The sequence below is a fragment of the Bradyrhizobium sp. 21 genome, from assembly GCF_023073335.1.
In the GTDB taxonomy this organism is placed as follows: domain Bacteria; phylum Pseudomonadota; class Alphaproteobacteria; order Rhizobiales; family Xanthobacteraceae; genus Bradyrhizobium.
Genome location: NZ_JADPJG010000012.1, coordinates 197,076 through 220,404, shown reverse-complemented (window position 1 = coordinate 220,404; position 23,329 = coordinate 197,076). Strand labels below are relative to the sequence as shown.

21 protein-coding genes (1 of these 21 running past the window's edge) are annotated in these 23,329 nt (G+C 63.1%); 12 read left to right on the top strand and 9 right to left on the bottom strand.

All coding sequences use genetic code 11. The annotated features are described in order from the left end of the window. Nucleotides 1–404 carry the start of an ABC transporter substrate-binding protein gene (locus IVB31_RS14915; RefSeq protein ID WP_247323351.1) on the bottom strand. 685 nt of this gene lie to the left of the window's left edge, so only the first 404 of its 1,089 coding nucleotides appear in the window; the start codon lies at nt 402–404; its stop codon lies off the left edge, out of view. 304 nt (nt 405–708) lie between these two features. Between IVB31_RS14915 and IVB31_RS14910 the strand changes: the two genes are divergently transcribed. Continuing rightward, nucleotides 709–1,794, top strand: a complete 1,086-nt coding sequence (locus IVB31_RS14910; RefSeq protein WP_247323350.1) for an NAD-dependent epimerase/dehydratase family protein — start codon at nt 709–711, stop codon at nt 1,792–1,794. A gap of 172 nt (nt 1,795–1,966) precedes the next feature. On the opposite strand, the gene IVB31_RS14905 is transcribed toward IVB31_RS14910, so the two are convergent. Then, nucleotides 1,967–2,665 (bottom strand): outer membrane beta-barrel protein, encoded by a 699-nt coding sequence (locus tag IVB31_RS14905; RefSeq protein ID WP_247323349.1) that lies wholly within the window; start codon nt 2,663–2,665, stop codon nt 1,967–1,969. 768 nt (nt 2,666–3,433) lie between these two features. Here IVB31_RS14905 and IVB31_RS14900 point away from each other — a divergent pair. The 5 genes from IVB31_RS14900 to IVB31_RS14875 all read left to right on the top strand — a co-directional run bounded on the left by IVB31_RS14900 (nt 3,434) and on the right by IVB31_RS14875 (nt 8,816). Further along, nucleotides 3,434–5,617, top strand: a complete 2,184-nt coding sequence (locus IVB31_RS14900; protein WP_247323348.1) for a PAS domain S-box protein — start codon at nt 3,434–3,436, stop codon at nt 5,615–5,617. Then, a complete protein-coding gene (locus tag IVB31_RS14895) occupies nt 5,610–5,975 on the top strand; it encodes a response regulator (RefSeq protein ID WP_247323346.1) in 366 nt (121 codons plus the stop codon). Before IVB31_RS14900 ends, IVB31_RS14895 begins: the two co-directional genes overlap by 8 nt. A gap of 149 nt (nt 5,976–6,124) precedes the next feature. Then, nucleotides 6,125–6,349, top strand: coding sequence for a hypothetical protein (locus tag IVB31_RS14890; protein WP_247323344.1), 225 nt, complete (start codon nt 6,125–6,127; stop codon nt 6,347–6,349). 566 nt (nt 6,350–6,915) lie between these two features. Further along, nucleotides 6,916–7,704, top strand: a complete 789-nt coding sequence (locus IVB31_RS14880; RefSeq protein ID WP_247323341.1) for an alpha/beta hydrolase — start codon at nt 6,916–6,918, stop codon at nt 7,702–7,704. 41 nt (nt 7,705–7,745) lie between these two features. Next, entirely contained in the window at nt 7,746–8,816 is a 1,071-nt protein-coding gene (locus IVB31_RS14875) for a HAMP domain-containing sensor histidine kinase (RefSeq protein WP_247323723.1), read from the top strand. Nucleotides 8,817–8,931: 115 nt separating this feature from the next. On the opposite strand, the gene IVB31_RS14870 is transcribed toward IVB31_RS14875, so the two are convergent. The 5 genes from IVB31_RS14870 to IVB31_RS14850 form a co-directional block, all read right to left on the bottom strand. Continuing rightward, nucleotides 8,932–10,260: a Gfo/Idh/MocA family oxidoreductase gene (locus tag IVB31_RS14870; protein ID WP_247323340.1), complete on the bottom strand. Its 1,329-nt coding sequence runs from the start codon at nt 10,258–10,260 to the stop codon at nt 8,932–8,934. 159 nt (nt 10,261–10,419) lie between these two features. Then, on the bottom strand, nt 10,420–11,220 hold the full coding sequence (locus IVB31_RS14865) for a phytanoyl-CoA dioxygenase family protein (RefSeq protein WP_247323339.1): 801 nt from the start codon (nt 11,218–11,220) through the stop codon (nt 10,420–10,422). Nucleotides 11,221–11,268: 48 nt separating this feature from the next. Further along, nucleotides 11,269–11,946 (bottom strand): GntR family transcriptional regulator, encoded by a 678-nt coding sequence (locus tag IVB31_RS14860; protein WP_247323338.1) that lies wholly within the window; start codon nt 11,944–11,946, stop codon nt 11,269–11,271. A gap of 190 nt (nt 11,947–12,136) precedes the next feature. Then, a complete protein-coding gene (locus tag IVB31_RS14855; protein ID WP_247323337.1) occupies nt 12,137–12,949 on the bottom strand; it encodes an alpha/beta hydrolase in 813 nt (270 codons plus the stop codon). Nucleotides 12,950–12,951: 2 nt separating this feature from the next. Then, nucleotides 12,952–13,770, bottom strand: coding sequence for an alpha/beta hydrolase (locus IVB31_RS14850; RefSeq protein ID WP_247323336.1), 819 nt, complete (start codon nt 13,768–13,770; stop codon nt 12,952–12,954). A 137-nt stretch (nt 13,771–13,907) separates the two neighbouring features. On the opposite strand from IVB31_RS14850, the gene IVB31_RS14845 reads away from it, so the two are divergent. Then, entirely contained in the window at nt 13,908–14,450 is a 543-nt protein-coding gene (locus tag IVB31_RS14845; protein ID WP_247323335.1) for a methylated-DNA--[protein]-cysteine S-methyltransferase, read from the top strand. Nucleotides 14,451–14,570: 120 nt separating this feature from the next. On the opposite strand, the gene IVB31_RS14840 is transcribed toward IVB31_RS14845, so the two are convergent. Continuing rightward, on the bottom strand, nt 14,571–16,115 hold the full coding sequence (locus IVB31_RS14840) for an acyl-CoA synthetase (protein WP_247323334.1): 1,545 nt from the start codon (nt 16,113–16,115) through the stop codon (nt 14,571–14,573). A 175-nt stretch (nt 16,116–16,290) separates the two neighbouring features. After that, nucleotides 16,291–17,463 (bottom strand): acetyl-CoA C-acetyltransferase, encoded by a 1,173-nt coding sequence (locus tag IVB31_RS14835; RefSeq protein WP_247323332.1) that lies wholly within the window; start codon nt 17,461–17,463, stop codon nt 16,291–16,293. A gap of 234 nt (nt 17,464–17,697) precedes the next feature. Here IVB31_RS14835 and IVB31_RS14830 point away from each other — a divergent pair, with 234 nt between their 5' ends. The 5 genes from IVB31_RS14830 to IVB31_RS14810 all read left to right on the top strand — a co-directional run bounded on the left by IVB31_RS14830 (nt 17,698) and on the right by IVB31_RS14810 (nt 23,213). After that, entirely contained in the window at nt 17,698–18,276 is a 579-nt protein-coding gene (locus IVB31_RS14830; protein WP_247323330.1) for a TetR family transcriptional regulator, read from the top strand. Between the two features lie 67 nt (nt 18,277–18,343). Further along, a complete protein-coding gene (locus IVB31_RS14825) occupies nt 18,344–19,102 on the top strand; it encodes an SDR family NAD(P)-dependent oxidoreductase (protein WP_247323328.1) in 759 nt (252 codons plus the stop codon). Between the two features lie 151 nt (nt 19,103–19,253). Further along, a complete protein-coding gene (locus tag IVB31_RS14820) occupies nt 19,254–20,060 on the top strand; it encodes an enoyl-CoA hydratase/isomerase family protein (protein ID WP_247323327.1) in 807 nt (268 codons plus the stop codon). A 42-nt stretch (nt 20,061–20,102) separates the two neighbouring features. Beyond that, nucleotides 20,103–21,974 carry an AMP-binding protein gene (locus IVB31_RS14815; protein WP_247323326.1) on the top strand — a complete coding sequence of 624 codons (1,872 nt, stop codon included), beginning with the start codon at nt 20,103–20,105 and terminating at the stop codon, nt 21,972–21,974. Nucleotides 21,975–22,085: 111 nt separating this feature from the next. Then, a complete protein-coding gene (locus IVB31_RS14810; RefSeq protein ID WP_247323325.1) occupies nt 22,086–23,213 on the top strand; it encodes an acyl-CoA dehydrogenase family protein in 1,128 nt (375 codons plus the stop codon). Nucleotides 23,214–23,329: the final 116 nt, after the last annotated feature.

The following is a 23,329-nucleotide window of genomic DNA, read 5'->3' as shown; positions in this document are numbered from 1 at the left end:
ATCAGGTCTTGACCGCCGCCCCACTGCAGCCACGAAATGTGCTGGCGCGTGTTCAATCCGAACGGCAGCGCCGTACCGAACGTGAAAGCGGGGTTCTTGCCCCAATAATAGTACAGCGCAGTGTTGCCCATCTCGACCGTGCCGTTGGCGACGGCGTCGAGCACCTGCAGGCCCGGCACGATCTCACCTGCGGCGAATGCCTGGATCTGGAAACGATTGTCGGTGATCTCGGCGACGCGCTTGGCGAAATACTCGCAGCCGCCGTAGAGCGTATCCAGCGCCTTCGGCCAGCTCGCGGCATATCGCCATTTGATCTCGGGCATCGACTGCGCGATCGCCGGCGCAGCGACGGCACTCGCGGCCAGGCCCAATCCGCCTGCCGTGAGGAATTTACGACGTTCCATGCGCTTCCCTCCGTTAAGTCGATGCTTCGACCAGGGAACGATCTTGGTGTCGTCTTGTCGTCGTCGACGCTCGACGTGTTCTGTTGAGACGGTGTGGCGTTTCCGAACGGCCCTTGAGGGGCACTCGTTGATGGAATTCCGATCGTTGCGGTTCCGCTAGCGAGGATGACCGGGCGCTTGGCCAGAATCAAGCCTCAAGTCTCAAGCCTCACGGGCACCTCGCAGCTGCGAACGCCGGCCTGACGCAAGTCGGGTCGGCACGCGATCTGCTATTCAGTCGCGCAAAAACCAGGGAGGCTCGCGCATGACGGGCAAGACGGTCGTGGTTGCCGGAGCGAGCGGTCTCGTCGGCAATGCCGCGTTGCGACACTTCGGCATTTCGCGCGGGTGCGATGTCATTGCCCTGTCGCGGCGGAAGCCGCGCGATCTCTACGGTGCCCGCCATGTCCCGATCGACCTGACCAGCGCAGCGGATTGCCGTCGCGCCGCCTCGGAACTGAGCGGCGCGACGCATCTGATCTACGCCGCGCTCTACGAGGCGCCGCAGCTTGTCGACGGCTGGCGCGACTCGCAGCAGATCAAGACCAACGACCTGATGCTGCGCAATCTGATGGGTGCACTCGAGCCTGTGGCGCCCGGCCTCAGGCATGTCGCCCTGCTGCAGGGCACCAAGGCCTACGGTGTCCACGTTCGCCCCTTGACCGTGCCCGCCCGCGAAGGCCGCTCCGAAATGTACGAGCAGCCCAACTTCTACTGGGCGCAGGAGAACTTCTTGCGCGACCTCCAACCCGGCAAGGATTGGCATTGGAGCATCCTGCGGCCGGTGCTGATCGTCGGCCTCGCCATGGGCGGCGCCATGGACCTGATTCCGCCGCTCGGCGTCTATGCCGCGATGCTGCGGGAGCAGGCCAGGCCGCTCGATTACCCCGGCGGCGCCGCGCGGGTGGGGCAGGCGGTCGATGTCGATCTCCTCGCCCGCGCCATCGCCTGGTCGGGCGAGGCCGAGGCCGCGCGGAACGAGGCCTTCAACGTGACCAATGGCGACGTCTTTACCTGGGAGAACATCTGGCCTGCGGTCGCGGATGCACTGGAGATGAAGCCGGGCAAGCCGGTCCCGCTTTCACTCGCGAGGGAGTTTCCATCCTGGGTCGGCCCTTGGGACGCGTTGCGGCGCAAGCACGACCTCGTATCGCCTGCGCTGGCTGAATTCGTCGGCCTCTCGTTCCAATACGCCGATTACAGTATGCGCTACGGCCACACCGAATTCGGTCCGCCCTCCATCGTCTCAACCGTGAAGATCAACCGCGCCGGCTTCACCGAGATGATGGACACCGAGGACATGTTCCGGAAGTGGTTCAAACAAGCCAAGGAAGAGCGACTGCTGCCCTGATGCTCGCCCTTGGTTCCGGCGACCGTCAAGAACCGCACCCCCCAGCGAACTGCATCAGAAGCGGGTCAGATCCAAATCTCAAGCCGATAGAGACGCAATCCTCGCGCCAGTCACCGGCTTATGAGAAAGGGCCAGCCCTATGGCTGGCCCTTTAAGTATATTCTGTGAGCCGTCAGTAACGAGAAGCCGACGCCGCGCCCCAATTGAACCGATAGTTCAGGCCGGCCTTGATGGTGTGCTCGTCATTGCGGAAGCCGACGGCGGTAACAACACCAGCGGCGCTGGTGAAGAGAGCGTTCCGCGTGCCGAAGTCATAGTACTGGTATTCGACCTTGCCTGACCAGTTCTGGGCGAACATATATTCGAGACCCGCGCCTACGGTGTAGCCGTCGCGACCACCGCCATTGTTGGTGAAGGTGCCACCGCCGAAACCGTTCGTCAGGCGGGAGTCAGCCCAGGCATAACCGCCTTTGACGTACAGCAACGCCGGACCCCAGGTGTAGCCGAGGCGACCGGTGACCGAACCGAGCCCACGGTTGACGAAGGGATTGTTGTTGGTGTCGAGGAAGCTGTAGTTCGCTTCAATGCCCAGCACCCAGTTCGGCGAGAACTGATGGTCGTAACCGACCTGCGCGCCGCCCATGAACACACCATCGTTGCTGCTGGTGCCGGTGAAGCCGGGGGCCAGAATGTTGTTGCTGCCGCCGAATGCGCCGCCGACGTGACCGCCGATGTAAAAGCCGGTCCAGTTGTAGATCGGCGAGGCCGCCATCGGTGGAGCTTTGGTGTAAGGACGCGCGGCCATATCAGCTGCCGATGCTGTACCCGCGAGGGCGGTAAAGGCGACAGTAGCGAGAAGGAACTTTTTCATTTTGGGTCTCTCAGGTTTCAAAAGCGGTGGCAAACGCTAGCCTAACTCACCGGATTTGCTGTAGCGCGGCAGCTACACGTGGCCACTCTGCGTTTGGAACGCTCTGATCATTTGTTAAATTAAGGAACTTTGTAGACCCGCAACCGGGCGGCCCCTGTGTGCGAAGTGCATCGATTTCGACAAGAAGATCGATCGATACAGAGAGATGGCTTCCCCGCATGAATGATGAGATTGCGACGACATTGACCAACTGACGCGCAGAGCTGATCGCAAAGAGGGCCGAACTTCATCCCGAAGAACAAGGATGAGGACATTACGGTGGTGCTCTCTTTGCCGGAACCGTTCAGCCCCAAGACCGACACTGCAGTAGTGAGGCCCGGCAGGCGATAGCATCTAGGCAAACACGATGTGAGGCTCCACAGCACATCAAATTGAAGGGGCTTCCGCCTACCCGATCAGTAACGAAAGTAAGGCCGCGTCAGTGGGCGCTCGTCTTGCAACTGAGACAGGCCTCCGCTCGTGGCCCATTTGCGAAGTGGCGGCATGTCTCATCCGGGTCTGCTGAGCGGAGAGACGCGGACTACATTTGCTCAGGGTGAGTTCTTCGCATTTTGACCCGAAGCGGACTCCAGCGATCCACTATGGAACCAAATGGCGCGACGTACGTTGGGGACGGTTCGGTGGGCCGCAGGGGGCGTCCGCCCATGTTCATCTCAAGCGAGGGCCGGATCGGACCGTCGCTCCTCTGGCCCCCCGAGAGCCGAGCGCATGTCAAACGTCGAAGAATTCCCGCTCTCCGCCCGCCACCGGCCCACGGAGTTCGAGGCGCTGGTCGCTGCCGGTCACGCCGCGCTCGATGCCATTCCCGGCGCAGTCTATCTCTGTGACGCGGAGGGAGTGCTCGTCGCCTTCAACACCGAGGCCTTGGAATTGTGGGGGCGAACACCTGATATCGCCAGGAAAGAGCGCTTCTGCGGTTCACACCAGCTCTATCTGCTCGATGGAACTCCGCTTGCCCATGCCGACTGTCCCATGGCCACCGCGATCCGTGTGGGAACGCCGACGCGCAATGCCGAAGTGATAATGGCGCGGCCGGATGGCTCTCGCTTCTCGGCCCTGGTCAACATCCGCGCGTTGCGCGACCATTCTGGCCGGATCCAGGGCGCCATCAATTGCTTCCAGGACATCACCGGACGTAAGCAGGTCGAGGAGGACGTCCGCCGGAAGACGCAGGACCTGGAGGATTTCTTCGACAACGGCGCGGTGGGCCTACATATCGTCAGCGGAGAAGGGATCATCCTTCGCGCCAATAAAGCCGAACTGGATCTGCTCGGGTACAGGCCCGAGGAGTACATTGGTCGCCACGTCGCCGAGTTTCATGTCGACGCGCCGGTGATCGGCGATATCCTTCAGCGCCTATCATGTGGCGAGCCGCTCGATCGCTATCCTGCGCGACTGAGGGCGCGTGATGGCTCTGTCAAGCACGCCCTGATTACGTCGAACAGCCGTTTTGCGGACGGCAAGTTTGTCAACACGCGCTGCTTCACCACCGACGTCAGCGAATTGCATGCCGCCGAAGAGGCACGCCGCGCCAGTGAAGCCCGGCTCGCGGCGACTTATGAGGCCGCTAGCGTCGGCATCTCCGAGACCGACGAGAACGGCCGCTTCTTGCGGGTGAACGATTCCCTCTGCCGCATCTCCGCGCGTTCGCGCGACGAGCTGTTGCGGATGACCTTCTTCGACTATACCCATCCCGACGACCAGACCGAGGACGCCGAGCTTTACGCGCGCCAGGTCCGTGGCGACATCGAGAACTACACGGTTCGCAAGCGCGCACTGCGGCCCGACGGATCCGTGCGCCATCTCGACATCTTCAGTTCGTCGGTGCGCGATTCGGAAGGCCGCTTCCTTTACGGCGTGCGCGTCGCACAGGATGTCACCGCCACCAAGCAGCTGGAGGACCGACTGCGCGAAGGCGAGCAGCGCATGCGCGATCTCCTCGAAGCGTTGCCGGCAGCCATCTACACGACCGACGCCGAGGGCCGCATTAATTTCTATAATCGTGCAGCGGTCGAGATGGCTGGAAGAACTCCCCAGCCCGGCGACGAGTGGTGTGTGACCTGGAAACTCTATTGGCCGGACGGCTCACCGCTGCCGCACAATGAATGCCCCATGGCTGTCGCGCTCCGCGAAAACCGGCCGGTCCGTGGTGCCGAAGCGGTGGCGGAGCGTCCGGATGGACGACGCGTGCCGTTCATTCCCTATCCGACGCCCCTGCGCGACGCCGCCGGTAACTTGGTCGGCGCCATCAACATGCTCGTCGACATCAGCGAGCGGAAGAACGCCGAGAACGCACAGAAAGTTCTCATCGACGAGCTAAACCACCGCGTGAAAAACACCTTGGCCACGGTGCAGTCCCTCGCGAACCAGACCGCTCGTCATGCCGGCGATCTGCAGGAGTTTCTGCCGACCTTCATGGGACGGCTGCTCGCGCTCGCCCGCGCACATGACTTGCTGACGAAGCGAAACTGGCAGGATGCGCCTTTCGAAAAGCTGGTCCACGATGTCATCGCTCCGGTGTCGGGCGGACGGGTGGTGACTGGCGGCCCGCACGTCGATCTAGACGCGCGCATGGCCCTGAGCATCACCATGGTGCTCAACGAGCTTCTGACCAATGCGGTGAAGTACGGCGCACTCTCGGTGCCGAAAGGATCAGTTTCGCTCACCTGGCGGATCGGTGCCGGCGAGCGCTCACAGGGCGTGCTGGAGTGCGAATGGCGGGAAGTTGGCGGACCACCTGTTACCCCGCCAAAGCGGCGCGGGTTCGGCACGCGGCTGATGGAGCGTTGCGTCGAGCATGACCTCGCCGGGGAGTTCGATCTGGTATTCGAACCGGAGGGCACCCGCTGCCGTATGGTGTTTCCCGTTGCGGCTGCCGCTTCCAATGGTTGAGTTGCCGGGCGCCAGGGTGCTCCTGGTCGAAGATGAGGGCTTGGTGGCCCTCATGATCGAAGACATGCTCGAGGAATTGGGCTTGAAGGTGGTCGCCTCGGCCGCCCACGTGCCAAAGGCGTGCGAACTTGCCAGCGGGGCATCGTTCGATCTTGCGCTCCTTGACGTGAACCTGGCAGGTGAACGTGTCTTCCCGGTAGCGCGCATCCTGCGCGAGCGGAGAATTCCTTTCCTGTTCAGCACCGGCTACGGCGGACCGTCACTTGAGGAAGAGTTCAGAAACGCGCCAGCAATCGGCAAGCCGTTTTCAATCGAACAATTGGAAGAGAAATTACGGGCGATTCTGGCGCTTTCATAGAAGCTGCAGTTTGCGCGGTTCGCGGGCGTGTTCGCCCTTCCGAGTAGTGAAAGACTTTTCCGCGTCGAGATGGGCCCGTACCGACGCCATCGGATCGACTAAAGCGCCGGCGCGCACTATGCTGCATCCTGATTTGGAGACCTGTCACAATGCAGTCGACAGACAACGACATCACGCTTCTGCAACATATCCACGCCAACGGGCATAGCGTGCGCGCAAACAGCAATGTCGATCATCGCCCCTATGACAGGCTCAAAGAGCTTGGATGGCTCTCCAGCACCACGCTTTCGCTGCCCGACGTGGCCTACAGTTTGACGCCCTCGGGTCTGAAGCGCGCTCTCGAAGAGCTACAGCCGAAAGCTGGAGTCCGTTAAGGGCGCTTATCGGACGCCAGCGGCGCGCTCCGGCACGCCCGCTTTTGACCCAGAGCCGACGCGGTCAGACTGACCCGCCGCAGGCCAAAATAGCTGAATCGTTCCGATCGCGGAACTGAACTTACCTTCTGACGTTGAGAGAGTCGTCAACAAGGAGCGCGCCATGCCAGAGCGCCGTAGCAGAGTGAAGCAAACCAGCTCGCTTGAGGAACGATTAGCCGAACTAGCCACAAAGCTCAAAGATCAGGCTAATCGCCTGCCAGCTAGTATCGAGCGCGAAGTCCTCCTTAGAAGGGCCCGTTTGGCGGAGACCGGGGCGCATCTAAACGAATGGCTGCGCTCGCCAGGATTACAGCAACCGAAGTAATTTCTGAGTTCTCCGGCTCACGGGCAAACCGACGCTGTTGCCGCCGGCAAGCCGCTTCCGTTTCCAACTTGGGCGAAATTGTCCGTTAAGAAACGTTTCCATCCCCTGATTGGGAATGCCTTCCAACCAATTCGTCAGCTGGCACCCGAGAGCGTAGCGGTGCTACGATTTGATTCACCAGTGGTGACCGGGGGCAGCTATGCGCGTGATCGAACGAAACAACGTGCATGTTCGCGGATCGGGCGGGCGCAGCATGATCTTTGCCCATGGCTTCGGCTGTGACCAGAACATGTGGCGGTTGGTGGAGCCTGCCTTCGCAGGCGAGTTCAAAACGGTGCTCTTCGACCACGTCGGCGCGGGCGGTTCAGACCTGAAAGCCTACGACAAGGAGAAATATTCGTCATTGGCGGGCTATGCCGACGATGTCGTCGAGATCGGGCGCGAGCTTGGTCTGGCGGATGCGGTATTCGTTGGCCATTCGGTCAGCAGCATGATCGGCGCCCTGGCGGCGCAGAAGGCGCCGGGCATGTTCGGCAAGCTCGTGATGGTCGGTCCTTCGCCGCGGTACATCGACGAGGGCGACTATTTTGGCGGCTTCACCGAAAGACAAATCGACGAGCTTCTTCAGTTCCTCGACTCCAATCACATGGGCTGGTCGGTACAGATGGCACCCGCGATCATGGGCAATCCCGATCGGCCCGAGCTTGGCCAGGAGCTGACCAACAGTTTCTGCCGAACTGATCCGGACATCGCGAAGGCATTCGCCCGGGTCACGTTCAAGTCCGACAACCGCGCGGACCTCGGTAAAGTCGATGTTCCGACGCTGATCCTTCAGTGCAGCGACGACATTATCGCGTCGAAACCAGTTGGCGAATTCGTCAATCGCGCAATCCCGAACAGCGAGATCGTCTTCCTTGAGGCGACCGGCCATTGCCCCAATCTCAGCGCGCCCGATGAAGTTGTTGCGGCCATGCGAACGTTTGTCTGAGGCCTTCGGTGGATGATCCGCGGATCGACGATTTCGAGGACATGTTCGAGAACGCTCCGTGCGCGTACATCACTCTGCTGCCTAACGGACGCATCGAGCGCGTAAACAAGACGCTTCTCGGCTGGATCGGCCACACCGCCGAGCACATGGCAGGCAAACGGTTCAGCGACTTTCTGAACATGGCAGGTCGCATCTATTTCGAAACCCACATAGCACCGCTGCTACGAATGCAAGGCTTTTTCAACGAATTTGCGATCGACATGGTGACGACGGCAGGCGAGCCGCTCCAGATGATTGCGAACGCTCTTGAAGGGCGGGACGCCGCCGGCAGGGCACTGTTCACCCGGCTGGCATTGATCAAGGCCACGGATCGGCGACGCTACGAGCATGAGCTTCTGCAAGCGCGCGACGTCGCAAAGATCAATCTGCAAAGCGAACGCGAGACTTCGGAATTGCGCGAGCAGTTCATCGCCGTGCTCGGTCATGACCTCCGAAATCCTCTGGCTTCGATAAGTGCCGGGGCCCGCATCCTCGGTCGCGAGGCAAAGAGCGACAGGGAGCATCAAGTCATCGCAATGTTGGAGACGACCGTTCTCCGGATGGCGGGGCTGATCGACAACGTGCTCGATTTCGCGCGGGGCCGTCTCGGTGGAGGTATCACACTTGATCGCAACACCCGCAGACCGCTCGAACCTGTGCTGCACCAAGTGATCGATGAACTGCGGCTGGCTTCGCCCGGTCGCCGGATCGAAGCCGAATATGCGATCGATGTTCCCGTTGATTGCGATAGGAGCAGAATAGGGCAGCTTGTGTCCAACCTCGTCGGAAACGCGCTCAGCCATGGCGCGTCCAACGAACCGGTGCGCGTGCGCGCGGTGACGGAGGACGGTTTATTCAGACTGTCAGTCGCCAACGGCGGCGAACCCATACCTGAGGCCGCCATGGCCAAGCTGTTCGAGCCGTTCTTCCGGGGCGAGGTGCGCGCCAGTCGGCAAGGTCTTGGCCTGGGTCTTCACATTGCGGCGCAGATAGCTAAAGCCCATGAGGGTACGCTGACCGTCAGCTCAACACGCGAGGAAACTTGCTTCACCTTTTTAATGCCGCTTCGATAATCTATGGAAAAGCGAGCTCCGCTAGTGCCCATAGCTGACCTGAGACAATATTTAGCTTGAGTCCGCAAAGCCTGGGACAGCGGACATCGCTCAGGTCGCACTGATGAATCTCGATCTACGAGTGCGCCGCCTGATCAGCGTTTATGAACGCCGCTTCCATGGTCTTCCGCATCCTGATCGTCTCGTTGCCTGCGTCAAACTCGACGTCGCTCCAGCGCACGATCCCGCCATGGGCGACGTCGTGCTTCAGCTTCAACCGATGCGCCAGCCCGATCGGCAGGGCGCCGGCCTTGAGGCTCGCGGCGGCCGGCACCAGCTTGCCCCATACCGTGTAGCCGCCTTCGCCGTCCAGCATCTCGCCGGCGCGCAAGTTACGCTTGGCCACTGACGCGACGTCGCCGCGGAAGCCGTAGGGCTGCCCGGTCGGCTCGCCCCGCAGCGCGGCCGAGAGCACCGAAATGTTCAGTTCCAGCCCGATCAGATGATAGGGCTTGTACATCGCGGCAAATCGTCCGCTGGCGTCGGTCTTCAGCCCGTACTGCCTGAAGCAGTCGGCGGCATAGTCGTTCGGCGCCTCCAGTACGACATAGACGCCCCAGCGCAGATCGCGAAACACCGGCCGGCCGTCGCGTTCGAGCGACGACACCACCTCCACCACGCCTGATCGCTCCAGCACGCCGCCCTTGTCGCGGGGACGCATGATATGCGGCAAGTCGTCGACGCCGCAGGGCGGAAACAGCAGTCCTTCCCCAGGCACATCGAGCCCACACGCGTTCGCGATCGCGGCCATCTCGATCGCCGATTTGGTGCCGTCGAGGAAGGAGTTGAACATCTGCGGATTCATCCCGGCCGATTGCGCCTCGCCCGCAGTCATCCCGTAATGCTGCCAGACACTGTCCGGCGTCACGTCGTGATAGGCCGGCAGATATTTTGTGCCCTTGCCGGCGGCAACCACGCGAAAGCCGGTGGCGCGGGCCCAGTCGACCATTTCGGCCGTCAGCGCCGGCTGGTCGCCATAGGCGAGCGAATAGACCACGCCGGCCTTGCGGGCTTCCTCGGCGAGCAGCGGACCCGCCAGCACGTCGGCCTCGACATTGACCATCACGATATGCTTGCCGGCCGCGATCGCGGCACGCGCGTGCTTGATGCCGGCGGCCGGATTTCCGGTCGCCTCCACCACCACGTCCATCGCCCCGCCGGCAATGGCGCGCGCGCCGTCATCAGTGAAGACGGTGGCCGCGATCCGCGCCGCGTCCCACCCGACCGTGCGGCAGGCCTCGCGCGCGCGGTCGCGGTCGATGTCGATGATGATGGGCACCTCAAGCCCCGGCGTGTGCGGCACCTGCGCCAGAAACATCGAGCCGAATTTGCCGGCGCCGATCAGCGCCACACGGACGGGCTTGCCGGCGGCAGCGCGGGCCTGGAGGAGGCGGAAGAGGTTCATGTCGCTACCCGATTAACTCTCGTGTCCCGGACGCGGTGCGGCGCGAAGTGCCGCCCCGCAGAGCCGAGACCCAGAAAAAGAAATGCTTGTGGATGGGCCCCGGCTCTGCAGCGCACCGCTAAAGAAGCGCTGCGCTGCGTCCGGGGCACAAGACCTGTCTTACTCCGCCGCCTGTCGCGGCGCACGGGCGAGCCGCACCAGCGCATCGTCGTCCACCGTCTTGATCGGCGCGAAGTCGCGATGCGCGATGTACTCCGGCCTTGTCGGCGTGCGGATGTAGTTCGAGACCGCGTTCAGCGTCAGGTACACGATCTTGCGCGGATAGGGCGTGATGTTGCCGCTGGAGCCGTGCACGAGATTGCCGTGGAACATCAGCATGCCGCCGGGCTTGCCGGTCGGCGCGACGATGCCGCCCTGCTTGACCAGCCGTGTCACCGTGTCCTCGTCCAGCGTCCATAGCGGATAGGACGTGGTCGCCAAATCGTGCGAGGCTTTGAGGTCGCCGGCATTCTGGCTCTGCGGCACCAGCATCAGCGGGCCATTGATCGGCATCACCTCGTCGAGGAAGATCGCGATATTCATGGCGCGCGGCTCGGGCATGCCGTCGTCGCGCTTCCATGTGCCGTAATCCTGGTGCCACTGCCAGACGTCGCCGGTGAAGGCCGACTTCGCGTTGATCTTGAACTGGTGCATGTAGACCTTTTCGCCGAACAGCTGCTCGACCGGGTCGATCATGCGCGGATGCGCGCCCAGAATGCGGAAGGCTTCGTTGTAGAGATGCGCGGCAAAGGCCGTGCGCGGCGCGCCGCTCTTCTCGCGCCAGACCTCCGGCCGGTTGGCGTCGTAGATGCCGACCGCCTCGCGCGCGAGGAGGTCGACCTCCTCCGGGCTGAACAGTTCGGGCAGGAACAGCCAACCCTCGCGATGGAAGAACTCCAATTGTGCTTCGGACAGTTTCATGGTCGTCCTCCTTGTGTTCGTTTTTGATTGTCGTTCCGGCGTGAATGCCTACGCCGCCGCCTCTTCGCTCGCCCTCAATCTCTCCTCGGTCATCCGTCCCGCCGTCTGCGCGTGCGCAAGCGCCGCACGTTCGGCCGCCTTCGCATCGCCTGCGAAAATGTGTCCGGCAATTTCGGCATGCTCGGCCCAGGCGCTCCCGCGATAGTCGAGTTCCGAAAGCACTGTCGCCATCGAGCGGCGCATATGCGGCCATTGCGGCGCGATCGTCTCCTCGATCACGGGATTGCCGGAGAGCCGATAGATTGCGCGATGAAACGCGACGTCGAGCGCGATCAGCTCGGCGAGATTCGTGTTGCGGTCAATGCGGCGTCCGGCGGAGAGCGCCGCCTCCAGCCGCGCGCGTCCCGCTGCATCGGTGCCAGCGCGCTCCGCGGCAAGCCGGGCGGCCAGCGCATCGATCGCGCCGCGCACCTCGTAGAGCTGGCGGATGCGTGCGGGATCGAGCTGGGTGACTTCAAAGCCGCGACGGCCGCTCTCGGCGACCAGCCCCTGCCGGTGCAACAGATGCAGCGCATGCGATACCGGCTGGCGCGACACGCCGAGCCTGTCGGCAAGATCGTTCTGCCGGATGCGCTGTCCGGGCTGCAGCGTGCGGTCGGAGATCGCCTCCAGGATCCGCGCATAGACCTGGTCGATCAAGTTCGGAAGCGGGTCGAGAGGGATCACGCCGGCAGCTCCGAGGACTGAAAAAAGGGAATACGGAATTCTGTATTCAAAAATATAGCGGGAGGATAAGGGCGTCAAGCGCGATCAACGTCGCGTCCGACCCCGTTTTGCGCTCTTCTAAACCATTGATATTACTAGGGTCGGCTACTGTGCATGGGGTTGTTTTCGAGGAAAAAGAGTGTGAGGCCCTTTATTCCGCCAGGAACGCGCTCACCGCCTCGCCGAACTCCAGCGGCGCCTGCTCGAACATCCAGTGGCCGGCATTCGGGATCACCGCCGTCCTGCTGCCTGCGATGTGCTCGGCCAGTACGCGCCACATCACCGACAGGCTCCCCGTCGTCGCGCCGCCGCCGATCAGCAGCGTCGGTGTCCTGATCGCCTGCGTGTCCGCGCGCGTGTAGGGCCTGCGCTGCTCGTTGATCTGGCCGAGGAAGGTGATGGCGTTGTCGCGCAGTTGCTGCTTCGCCGCCGCCGGCACGCGGCGCCACGAGCCCTCGCCTTCGATGCCTTCGTAGAAATTCTGCAGCGCGCCCTCGATGTCGCCGGCGCGGATCATCTCGACCGAGCGCGCCGTGCGCGCGGCCAGCGGCGGATGCGCGGGCGTGCCTGCAGGCACCGGCAGGCTGGCATCGAGATCGCCGCCGGGCTCGGCCAGCACCAGCTTGCGCAACAGATCAGGCCGCGTCTGCGCGACGCGAAAAGCGATGTGGCCGCCCCGCGAATGGCCCATGAGATCGACCGGTCCGGGCCTCACCTGCTCGATGAAGGCGATCAAATCAGCGACGTGCTGCGCCATCTTGTAATCGTCGCCGACGGCATCCCAATGCTCGGGAAAGAAATGCCGCAGGCTGACCGAGATCACGCGATGCGCTTTCGACAGCGGGCCGAGCACTGAATACCAGGTGCGGAAATCGCCGAGCGTGCCATGCACGCAAACCAGCGGCGGTCCTCGTCCCACTTCGAGATAGGCCATGTCGTAACCATTGACGCGAAATGTCTGCATGATCAGCCCGCCAGAAAATCCAGCACCACTTCGGAGTATTTCTGCGGCGCCTGCTCGAACATCGGGTGCGTCGCGTTCGGGATGATCGCCGTCTTCGAATAGGGCACATGCGCGGCGAGCGCATGCAGCACCTTGGGCAGCAGCCCCTTGGTCCGTGCGCCCAGGATGAACAGCGTCGGCATTTTGATCGATTCCGCATCAGCCTTCGAAAACGGCGGGCGATTGTCGCGGACCTGGCCGATCAGCGTATAGGCGTTGTCGCGGAGATTTTGCTTCACCATCGCCGGCAGCCGCGGCCAGGTGCCCGCTCCCTCCAGCGTGTCGACGAAGACGGCGAGGCCGCCGTCGACATCGCCAGCTGCGATCTTCTCCGCCGAGGCCGTGAAGCGCGCCAGCAGCGGCGAGGGGCCGCCGGCATAATCGGGGTCGAGGCTCGCATCGAGTTCGCCGCCGGGTTCGGCCAGCACCAGCCGCCGGAGCAGCTCCGGCCGCCGCTGCGCCACGCGAAAACAGATGTGCCCGCCGCGGGAATGGCCCATCAGATCAACCGGCCCGAGGTCGAGCTTCTCGATGAAGGCGACGACATCGTCGACATGCTGTGCGATCGAATAGGTGTCGCCGACGCCATCCCAGCGATCGGGAAAGAAGTGTCGCAAGCTGACCGCGATCACCCGGTGCCGCTGCGTCAGCGGCCCCAGCACGCAGCTCCAGACGCGGAAGTCATTGAGCGACCCATGCACGCACACCAGCGGCGGGCGGCCTCGGTCTTCGCCCACGTCGAGATAGGGCATGTCGTATCCGTTGACGTGGAGGCTTTGCATTCGGGGCTCGCGGGAAGGAACAGGAACTCCTGTGCACGATTCCCGGAATCCGGGTGGATCGCAACTATTTCCAAGCCTAGATATGGCCTGAGATCACAATGGGGGCATGCGAGGGGTCGCAAGCCAGGAACCAAGTCATGACCGACCAGCATTTTGCCCTGTTCGACACCCGGATTGGCCTGTGCGCCATCGCTTGGGGTCCGCGCGGCATCAACGGCACGCAATTGCCGATGGGCGGCGAGGCGAAGATCCGAACCCGCATCAGCCAGCGCCATGCTGACGCCAGCGAAGCCGGGCCGACGGCCGAGTTGCAGCGGGCGATCGACCGCATTACAAAGCTGCTCGCGGGCGAGCCCGATGGCCTCACCGACATCCCGCTCGATCTCGATGGCGTGCCCGAGTTCAACCGCGGCGTCTACGCGATCGCCCGCGCCATTCCGCCCGGCAAGACCGTCACCTATGGCGACATCGCCAAGCAACTCGGCGGCGTCCAGCTGTCGCGCGATGTCGGCCAGGCGCTCGGGCACAACCCGTGCCCGATCGTCGTGCCCTGCCATCGCGTGCTGGCGGCCGGCAACAAGCCCGGCGGCTTCTCCGCGAATGGCGGCGTGGTGACGAAGCTGAAGATGCTGGAGATCGAAGGCGCGCTGGTGAACCACACGCCGAGCTTGTTTGATTGAAGCTGCAGGGGGGCGGGAAGCGTAGGGTGGATTAGCCGAAGGCGTAATCCACCACTTTCGTATCCGCGGCGACAGACAATGGTGGATTACGCTTCGCTAATCCACCCTACGAATCCTGGCCTAAATCTTCGCCGCCGCCTTCGGCCAATATTTGTCGCGCAAGTGTCGCTTCACCAGCTTGCCGGTCGGCGTGCGTGGCAGCTCGGCCTCGAAATCGACCGAGCGCGGGCATTTGATCGCGGAGAGACGCGTCTTGCAGTAGGCGATCAAATCGGCCTCGAGCTCCTTGCCGGCGCGCGTCATGTCGTGCGGCTGCACCACCGCCTTCACTTCTTCGCCCATCTCTTCGTTCGGCACACCGAACACGGCGACGTCGGCAACCTCGGGATGGGTGATGAGCACGTCCTCGGTCTCCTGCGGGTAGATGTTCACGCCGCCGGAGATGATCATGTAGGACTTGCGGTCGGTGAGAAAGAGAAAGCCGTCACTGTCGAGATAGCCGACGTCGCCGAGCGTCGACCAGCCTTTTGCGTTGTAGGCCTTCTTCGTCTTCTCGGGATCGTTGTGATAGGTGAAAACAGGCGCATCGGCGAAATAGACCGTGCCAATCTCGCCCGTCGGCTGCTCCTCGTCGTTCTCGTCCAGAATCTTGATCTTGCCGACCACGGCGCGGCCGACGCTGCCGCGGTGCTCCAGCCATTCTTTCGAGTTGCAGACAGTGACGCCGTTGCCTTCGGAGCCCGCGTAATACTCGATCAGGATCGGCCCCCACCATTCGATCATCTTGGCCTTGACCTCGACCGGGCAGGGCGCGGCGGCGTGGATCGCGCCATTGAGCGTCGAGACGTCGTAGCGGTTGCGGACCTCGTCCGGCAGCTTCAGCATGCGCACGAACATGGTCGGCACGAGCTGCGCGTGGGTGACCTTGTATTTCTCGACCAATTTCAAGAATTCTTCGGCGTCAAAATGCTCCATGATGATGGAGGTGCCGCCGAGCACGGTAGCCATCATGTTGAAGCGCAAGGGAGCCGCGTGATAGAGCGGGGCCGGTGAGAGATAAATGGTCTCGGCGTTCATGCCGCACATGCCGGCGCAGAGGACGCGCAGAAACGCGTTCGGCTCGTCGATCGGCTTGCCCTCGAACGCCTTCTTGATGCCCTTGGGCCGGCCGGTGGTGCCGGACGAATACAGCATGTCGTAGCCGGCGATCTCGTCCGCGATCGGCGTGGTCGGCTGCGCTGAGGCTTCCTTGTCGTAAGAGCGGAAGCCGGGCAGGGGCTCGTCCATCATGTAGAAGAGCGGCTCGCCTGCGGTCCCCTTGATCAGGGCCTTGATCTGGTCGGCGCATTTCGGTGTCGTGATCACGATTTTGGCGCCGCAATCGGCGATGATGTAGTCGATCTCGTCCTGCTTCAGATAGCGGCTGATCGCGGTGTAATAGAGCCCGCTGCGTTGTGCCGCCCAGCAGATCTCCATGAAGGCGAGGCGGTTCTCCATCAGCAGTGCGATGTGGTCGCCGGCCTTCAGCCCGAGCGAGCGGAACAGGTTTGCGCCCTGGTTCGAGAGCTCGTCGAGCTCGCGATAGGTAATCGCCTTGCCGGTCCCGGCCATCTGATAGGCGATCTTGTCGGGAGTGGTGCGGGCGTGGATGGAGGGGTGGGTCATGAGAAGGTCTCGCGGCAAGCTACGCTGTCGTCCCGGCGAAGGCCGGGACCCATAACCACAAATCGGAGTTGTTGAAGTAAAGCTGCCGCCCCAGCTCGCCCTAACCATGAACTTCCGTGGTTATGGGTTCCGGCCTTCGCCGGGACGACACCTTTTGTTTGGAAGCAGTAACGGCTTACAGCCGCTCCACGATCGTCACATTGGCCATGCCGCCGCCCTCGCACATGGTCTGCAGGCCGTAGCGCTTGCCGCGCTGGTGCAGGGCGTGGACCAGCGTCGTCATCAGCTTGGTGCCGGAGCCGCCGAGGGGATGGCCGAGCGCGATCGCGCCGCCATTGACGTTGAGACGTTCCGGATCGGCGCCGGTGGTCTTCAGCCACCCGGTCGGCACCGAGGCGAAGGCCTCGTTGACCTCGAACAGGTCGATGTCGTCGATCTTCATGCCGGCCTTCTCCAGCGCACGCTTGGTGGCGTGCAGCGGTGCGTCGAGCATGATCACGGGATCGCCGCCCATCATGGTCATGTGGTGGATGCGCGCTAAGGGCTTCACGCCGAGCTGCTTGAGGCCGCGCTCGTTCACCACCATGACGCCGGAGGCGCCGTCGCAGATCTGGCTGGCACTGGCCGCGGTCAGCTTGCCGTTCTCGGCGATCAGCTTGACGCCCTTGATGCCGTCGAGGGTGGCGTCGAAGCGGATGCCCTCGTCGATGTGGTGAGTGTCCTTGGAGCCGTCGGCGCGGGTGATCTCGAGCGGCACGATCTCCGTCTTGAAGTGGCCGGCCTGGGTTGCCGCGATCGCGCGCTGATGGCTGTTGTAGGAATATTCGTCGAGATCATCCTTCGACAGGCCGTACTTCTCGGCCATCATCTCGGCGCCGGTGAACTGGCTGAAGACGATGTTCGGATACCTGGCCTCGATGCCCGGGCTCTTGTAATTGCCAAAGCCGTTCTTGGCGGGAAGCTGCGACGACAGGCCCATCGGCACGCGCGTCATCGATTCCACGCCGGCGGCGATCACGACATCCATCGCGCCTGACATCACGGCCTGCGCCGCGAAGTGCAGCGCCTGCTGCGAGGAGCCGCACTGGCGGTCGATTGAGGTGCCCGGCACGCTCTCCGGCAGCTTCGAGGCCATGATCGCGTTGCGCGCGACGTTGTTCGACTGCTCGCCGACCTGCATCACGCAGCCCATGATCACGTCCTCGACGAGGGCGGGATCGACCTTGGTGCGATCGACCAGCTCGTCCAGCACCTTGGCGGCGAGATCGGCCGGGTGCCAGCCGGCGAGGCGGCCCCCCTTGCGCCCGCCCGCGGTACGCGCAGCGGCGACGATGTAAGCCTCGGCCATGTCGGTTTCTCCCTGGATTATTTTGAACGGTTGATTGTCGGGGCGGGATTTAAGGGGCGACTGGTTGTTTAGTCAATCGATCAATTAACTCTTGTGGGGAGGCGCTGCTTGGGCTTATCTGCGGCCGCTCTCGCGCCAAAATCAGGGTTCTCCGTGACTATCAGCGTACCGAACAGGCTCCCCAGCGGAAAGAATTCCACGGCAGAGAAATTGCTCGTAGCCGCGAGCGAGCTGATGATCGAACGCTCCTCGATCGAGATCTCGCTTTCCGACATCGCCCAGAAGTCAGGCGCCAACGCCGCGCTGGTCAAATACCACTTCGGCAACAAGGACGGCCTGTTGCTGGCGCTGCTCGAGCGCGACGCGGGAACGGAACTGTCCAATCTCGAATACCTGCTGGCGCAGCCGATCACGCCGACTGCGAAGCTGAAGCTGCATATCGGCGGCATTATCCGCGCCTATCACCGGTTTCCCTACATGAACCGGCTGATCCACTATCTGCTGCACGAGAGCGTCGCGGGCTCCGCCGACGAGGTCTCGAAATTCTTCGTCGCGCCGCTGCTGGATTTCCATCGCCGCCTGCTCGCCGAAGGCGTCAGTCAGGGCGAGTTTCGCGCGACCGATCCGGTGCTGTTCTACACCAGCCTGATCGGCGCCTGCGATCATTTGTTCTTCGGCCGGCATGCGATGTCACGCGCCACCGGCGTCGGCCCGGTCACCGACGACGTCTGCCGGCAATACATCAAGCACATGGAAACGCTGATCTGCGGCGGCATCCTCACGCAAGGCGAGGAAGCTGTCGCGGCCGGATGATCCGGCCAGAACGCAGAAGTCTAGAGAAGAAACGCCCAAGGAAAAGGTAGAGGAAAGGTAGCTTACGATGCAGTTGAAAGACGTAGCCGTTCTCATCACCGGCGGTGGTTCGGGCCTCGGTGCCGCGACCGCCCGCGCCATGGCCGCCAAGGGCGCCAGGATCGGCGTGATCGACCAGAGCAAGGAAAACGCCGAGAAGGTTGCCGCTGAAGTAAACGGCGTTGCCCTGCATGCCGACGTCACCGATGAGGACGGCATCAAGGCTGCGATTGCCAAGGCGGAGGCCGCGCACGGCATCGCGCGTGTGCTGATGAACTGCGCCGGCATCGGTGGCTCGCAGCGCATCGTCGGTCGTGACGGCGTCTATCCGCTGGCGAAGTTCGCGCGCATCATCAACGTCAATCTGATCGGCACCTTCAACTGCCTGCGCCTGTTCGCGGAGCGCCTCGTCACCGCAGAACCCATAGGTGAAGAGCGCGGTGTCATCATCAACACGGCATCGGTCGCAGCCTATGAAGGCCAAATCGGCCAGATCGCCTATGCCGCTTCGAAAGGCGGTGTCGTTGGTCTGACGCTGCCGGCAGCGCGCGACCTTGCGAGTCAGAAAATCCGCGTCAACACCATCGCGCCCGGCCTGTTCATGACGCCGCTGCTGATGGGTCTGAACGAGGAGGCCCGCAAGAGCCTGGGCGCCCAGGTGCCGCATCCCTCGCGCCTCGGCGATGCCAATGAATATGGCGCGCTTGCCGTGCACATGGTCGAGAATGCGATGCTCAACGGCGAGACCATCCGTCTCGACGGCGCCATCCGTATGGCGCCGCGGTAGCTAGCCGTCGTCCTGGCGAAAGCCAGGACCCATTATCACCGGCAAGTCGCGAGGCTCGCTCGACCGACGTCGGTGGTCAACAACAAGGGCCTGTGGTTATGGGTCCTGGATCAGCGTTCGCTTATCCAGGACGACGATGGGGAGATTTCGCATGTCCCAACCGCTGCTGATCGAGCATCACGACGGCGTCGACCGGGTGACGCTCAATCGCCCTGAAAGCCTCAACGCGCTTGACCCTGCGCTGATCGACGCGCTCAACGTTTATTTCCAGGGCCTTCAGCGCAACCGCGACACGCGCGTGGTGGTGCTGAAGGGCGCCGGCAAGAATTTTTGCGCAGGCCTCGATCTCAAGGCGGCGATGGCGCGTCGTGCCGGACAGCAGGAGCCGCCCGACGTCACCGAGTCGCTGGATTCGCAGCGGCGCATTGCCGACATCGTGATGCTGATGCGGCGCTGCCCGCAGCCGATCATTTCTCTGGTGCAGGGCGCTGCGGCCGGCGGCGGCTTTGCGCTGGCGCTCGCCTCCGATATCCGCATTGCGACGAAATCGGCGCGGATGAACTGCGCCTTCATCAAGCTCGGCCTCGGCGGCTGCGACATCGGCACCAGCTATTTCCTGCCGCGCCTCGTCGGTGTCTCCGTTGCCTCGGAGCTGATCCTCACGGGGCGCTTCATCGGCGCCGAACGCGCGCTGGCGGTCGGGCTGGTCTCCGAGGTCGTCGACGAGGACAAGCTAGATGACGCTGCCGGACCCTATGTCGACGCGATGATCACGGCGTCGCCCGTGGGCCTGCGCCTATCAAAAGAATGCCTCAACATGAGCGTCGATGCCGGATCGCTGGAAGCGGTGATCGCGATGGAGGACCGCAACCAGGTCCTGTGCAGCCGCTCCGAGGAATTTTCGGAAGGCATCAGGGCCTTCCTTGAGAAGCGAAAGCCTGTCTATATCAAGCGTTGACAGAGAAGATCCGTAAAGGACGATAATTCCGGGAGACGCAAAATGAGTGGAAGCGCGGCGGCGGTGTTGACGAAGCCCGCCTTTCGCAAGGTGGAGTGGCTGGCGCGCGACATCGACGTCGAGCGCCGCGACGACGGCACGGTGGTGCTGAAGTCGCGCATTCCGCTGCAGCCTTACGAAAAGCATATCCCGGCTTCGCTGGCGAAATGGGCGAAGCAGGCGCCCGAGCGCATCTGGCTTGCCCAGCGTGGCGGTCCCAACCGCGAATGGCGCAAGTTGTCCTACGGCGAAGCCAAGCGCACCGTGGATGCGCTGACGCAAGGTTTGCTCAATCTCAAGCTCGAGGGACGGCCGGTTACGATCCTCTCCGGCAATTCGATCGAGCATGCGCTGATGACGCAGGCCGCGATGCAGGCGCGGGTCCCGGCCGCTCCCGTGTCGCCGGCCTACTCCTTGATGAGCCATGATCACGTCAAGCTGAAATATCTGTTCGATCTGATCAAGCCCGGCGTGGTGATGGTGCAGGACGGTCCGACCTTCGAGAAGGCGCTGAAAGCGCTCGATCTCACCGGCGTCACCGTCGTTCACGTCTTGCGGTCCTGCGAGGGTATCGCAAGCGTCAGCTTTGCCGAGCTCGCGGCAACGCCAGTGACCGCCGACGTCGAAGCGTCGATCGCGAAGATCACGCCCGACACCGTCGGCAAGCTGCTGTTTACCTCAGGCTCGACCGGCATGCCCAAGGCCGTCATCAACACGCAAGCGATGATGTGCGCCAATGCAGCGATGATGATGCAGGTGCGGCCGCGCGATCCCGCGGGTCCGATCTCGACCATGCTGGATTGGATGCCCTGGAACCACACCATGGGCGGCAACGCGGCGTTCCACCCGATCCTGGTCGACGGCGGCACGCTCTATATCGATGACGGCCGGCCGATGCCGGGCCAGTTCGAGGAGACGCTGCGCAATCTGCGCGAGATCTCGCCGACCTATTACGCCAATGTGCCCGCCGGCTATGCCGCGCTCGCGGCGGCGATGGAGAAGGACGATGCGCTGTGCCGCTCTTTCTTCAAGAACCTCTCGATCATGGCCTATGGCGGCGCGCGGCTGCCTGACGATCTCTACGACCGCATGCAGGCCCTCGCCGTGAAGACCACTGGCGAGCGCATCGTGTTCTACACCGGCTGGGGCTCGACCGAGACCGCGCCGACCTCGACCGGCACCTATTGGGACACCGAGCGTGTCGGCCTGATCGGCCTGCCGTTCCCCGGCGTGGAATTGAAGATGGTGCCGTGCGGCTCGAAATACGAGCTGCGTCTGCGCGGCGTCAATGTCACGCCCGGCTATTTCGGCCAGCCGGACCTGACCAGGAAGATGTTCGACGAGGAAGGTTTTTATTGCATCGGCGACGCCGGCATCTTCGTCGACGATTCAGATCCGGTGCAGGGCATCATGTTCGCCGGGCGCGTGGTGGAAGACTTCAAGCTCACCACCGGAACCTTCGTGCATGTGGGCTCGCTCCGTACCGACGCGATCGCGGCTGCGACGCCCGTCGTGCACGACGCGCTGGTCGCGGGGCAGGATCGCTGCTCTATCGGACTGCTTGCCTGGCCGAACCTGCACGCCTGCCGCCAACTCGTCGGCAATCCCGAGCTGAGCTTCGAGGATGCGGTGAAGAACCTCGAGGTGATCGCCTGCTTCAGGCGCGGGCTCGAAGTGCACAACAAGGAGTGTGAAGGCGCCAGCAGCCGCACCATCGCGCGCGCGATGCTGATGGCAGAGCCGCCCTCGATCGACGGCAACGAGCTCACCGACAAGGGCTACATCAACCAGCGCGCCGGCCTGGAACGACGTGCGGCATTGGTCGAGCGGCTCTATGCTGACAAGCCGGATCAGGACGTCATCGTGCTGAAATGAACGCCGTAGGATGGGTAGAGCGCAGCGAAACCCATCGCTCCTAGTGTGACAATCGATGGGTAGCGCTTCGCTCCACCCATTCTACAGAACAACAATAGCAGGGTACGCGCCATGAACTTCGATTTCTCCGACGACCAGAAACAGCTCCGCGACCAGGCGCGCAAATTCCTCACTGAGAAGTGCTCGCCCAAGGCGGTGCGCGCAGTCCTCGACGGCAAGGCGCCCTATGACAAGGAGCTGTGGAAGGGCCTCGCCGAGATGGGCTTTCTCGGCGTCGCGATTCCTGAGGATTTTGGCGGCGCCGGCGCCGGCCATCTCGAGCTCTGCGTGATCGCCGAGGAGATGGGCCGGGCCAATGCGCCGGTGCCGTTCTCCTCGACGGTGTATCTTGCCGCCGAAGCGCTGCTGATCGCGGGCAGCGACGCGCAGAAAAAGAAGTGGCTGCCCGCGATTGCGTCGGGCGAGGCGATCGGCACGCTGGCGCTGTTCGAGGGCAGCGGCAATCCATCGCCGAAGACCATCAAGCTGACGGCTGCGAACGGCGTGCTCAACGGCGTCAAGAAGCCGGTCGCCGATGGCGCGGTCGCCGACTTCGCGGTGGTTGCGGCACGCACGGGATCGAGCAGACGTGACGGTGACATTTCCTTGTTCATTGTCGATCTCAAAGCCGGCGGCGTCGAGGTCAAAAGCCTCACCAATCTCGATCCGACCCGCGGGCAGGCCGAGATCACTTTTAGGGATTGCAAGGCCGAGTCGCTCGGCGCCGCCGGTGAGGGCTGGAGCATTTTGACCCAGGTGCTCGACCGCGCCGCGGTGCTCTGTGCGTTCGAGCAGGTCGGCGGCTCCGATCGTGCGCTGGAGATGGGCCGTGACTACGCGCTGGACCGCATTGCCTTCGGCCGCCAGATCGGCTCGTTCCAGGCGGTCAAGCACATGCTCGCCGACATGTACGTCTCGGCGACGCTGGCGCGCTCCAACAGCTATTACGGCGCCTGGGCACTCTCGACCAACGCCGGCGAGCTGCCGGAAGCCGCAGCCGCCGCGCGCATCAGTGCGACGCAGGCGTTCCAGCATTGCGCCAAGAACAACATCCAGGTTCACGGTGGCATGGGCTTCACCTGGGAGTTCGACTGCCACATGTACTACCGCCGCGCCAACGCCATGGCGCTCGGACTCGGCAGCCTGTCCTATTGGGAAGACCAGTTGATCGACCGCATGCGCAAGAAGAACGCGGCGTAGGCACCCCTGCGTAGGATGGGTAGAGCGAAGCGAAACCCATCGTCGCACGAAGATTGGAAGCGATGGGTTTCGCTGCGCTCTACCCATCCTACGAAATGAACGGCGCGTCCGAGGAC

Coding starts and splice junctions, on each gene's coding strand:
- IVB31_RS14910 (WP_247323350.1), top strand. CDS start 709: ATGACGGGCAAGACGGTCGTGGTTGCCGGAGCGAGCGGTCTCGTCGGC.
- IVB31_RS14905 (WP_247323349.1), bottom strand. CDS start 2,665: ATGAAAAAGTTCCTTCTCGCTACTGTCGCCTTTACCGCCCTCGCGGGT.
- IVB31_RS14900 (WP_247323348.1), top strand. CDS start 3,434: ATGTCAAACGTCGAAGAATTCCCGCTCTCCGCCCGCCACCGGCCCACG.
- IVB31_RS14895 (WP_247323346.1), top strand. CDS start 5,610: ATGGTTGAGTTGCCGGGCGCCAGGGTGCTCCTGGTCGAAGATGAGGGC.
- IVB31_RS14890 (WP_247323344.1), top strand. CDS start 6,125: ATGCAGTCGACAGACAACGACATCACGCTTCTGCAACATATCCACGCC.
- IVB31_RS14880 (WP_247323341.1), top strand. CDS start 6,916: ATGCGCGTGATCGAACGAAACAACGTGCATGTTCGCGGATCGGGCGGG.
- IVB31_RS14875 (WP_247323723.1), top strand. CDS start 7,746: ATGTTCGAGAACGCTCCGTGCGCGTACATCACTCTGCTGCCTAACGGA.
- IVB31_RS14870 (WP_247323340.1), bottom strand. CDS start 10,260: ATGAACCTCTTCCGCCTCCTCCAGGCCCGCGCTGCCGCCGGCAAGCCC.
- IVB31_RS14865 (WP_247323339.1), bottom strand. CDS start 11,220: ATGAAACTGTCCGAAGCACAATTGGAGTTCTTCCATCGCGAGGGTTGG.
- IVB31_RS14855 (WP_247323337.1), bottom strand. CDS start 12,949: ATGCAGACATTTCGCGTCAATGGTTACGACATGGCCTATCTCGAAGTG.
- IVB31_RS14850 (WP_247323336.1), bottom strand. CDS start 13,770: ATGCAAAGCCTCCACGTCAACGGATACGACATGCCCTATCTCGACGTG.
- IVB31_RS14845 (WP_247323335.1), top strand. CDS start 13,908: ATGACCGACCAGCATTTTGCCCTGTTCGACACCCGGATTGGCCTGTGC.
- IVB31_RS14840 (WP_247323334.1), bottom strand. CDS start 16,115: ATGACCCACCCCTCCATCCACGCCCGCACCACTCCCGACAAGATCGCC.
- IVB31_RS14835 (WP_247323332.1), bottom strand. CDS start 17,463: ATGGCCGAGGCTTACATCGTCGCCGCTGCGCGTACCGCGGGCGGGCGC.
- IVB31_RS14830 (WP_247323330.1), top strand. CDS start 17,698: ATGATCGAACGCTCCTCGATCGAGATCTCGCTTTCCGACATCGCCCAG.
- IVB31_RS14825 (WP_247323328.1), top strand. CDS start 18,344: ATGCAGTTGAAAGACGTAGCCGTTCTCATCACCGGCGGTGGTTCGGGC.
- IVB31_RS14820 (WP_247323327.1), top strand. CDS start 19,254: ATGTCCCAACCGCTGCTGATCGAGCATCACGACGGCGTCGACCGGGTG.
- IVB31_RS14815 (WP_247323326.1), top strand. CDS start 20,103: ATGAGTGGAAGCGCGGCGGCGGTGTTGACGAAGCCCGCCTTTCGCAAG.
- IVB31_RS14810 (WP_247323325.1), top strand. CDS start 22,086: ATGAACTTCGATTTCTCCGACGACCAGAAACAGCTCCGCGACCAGGCG.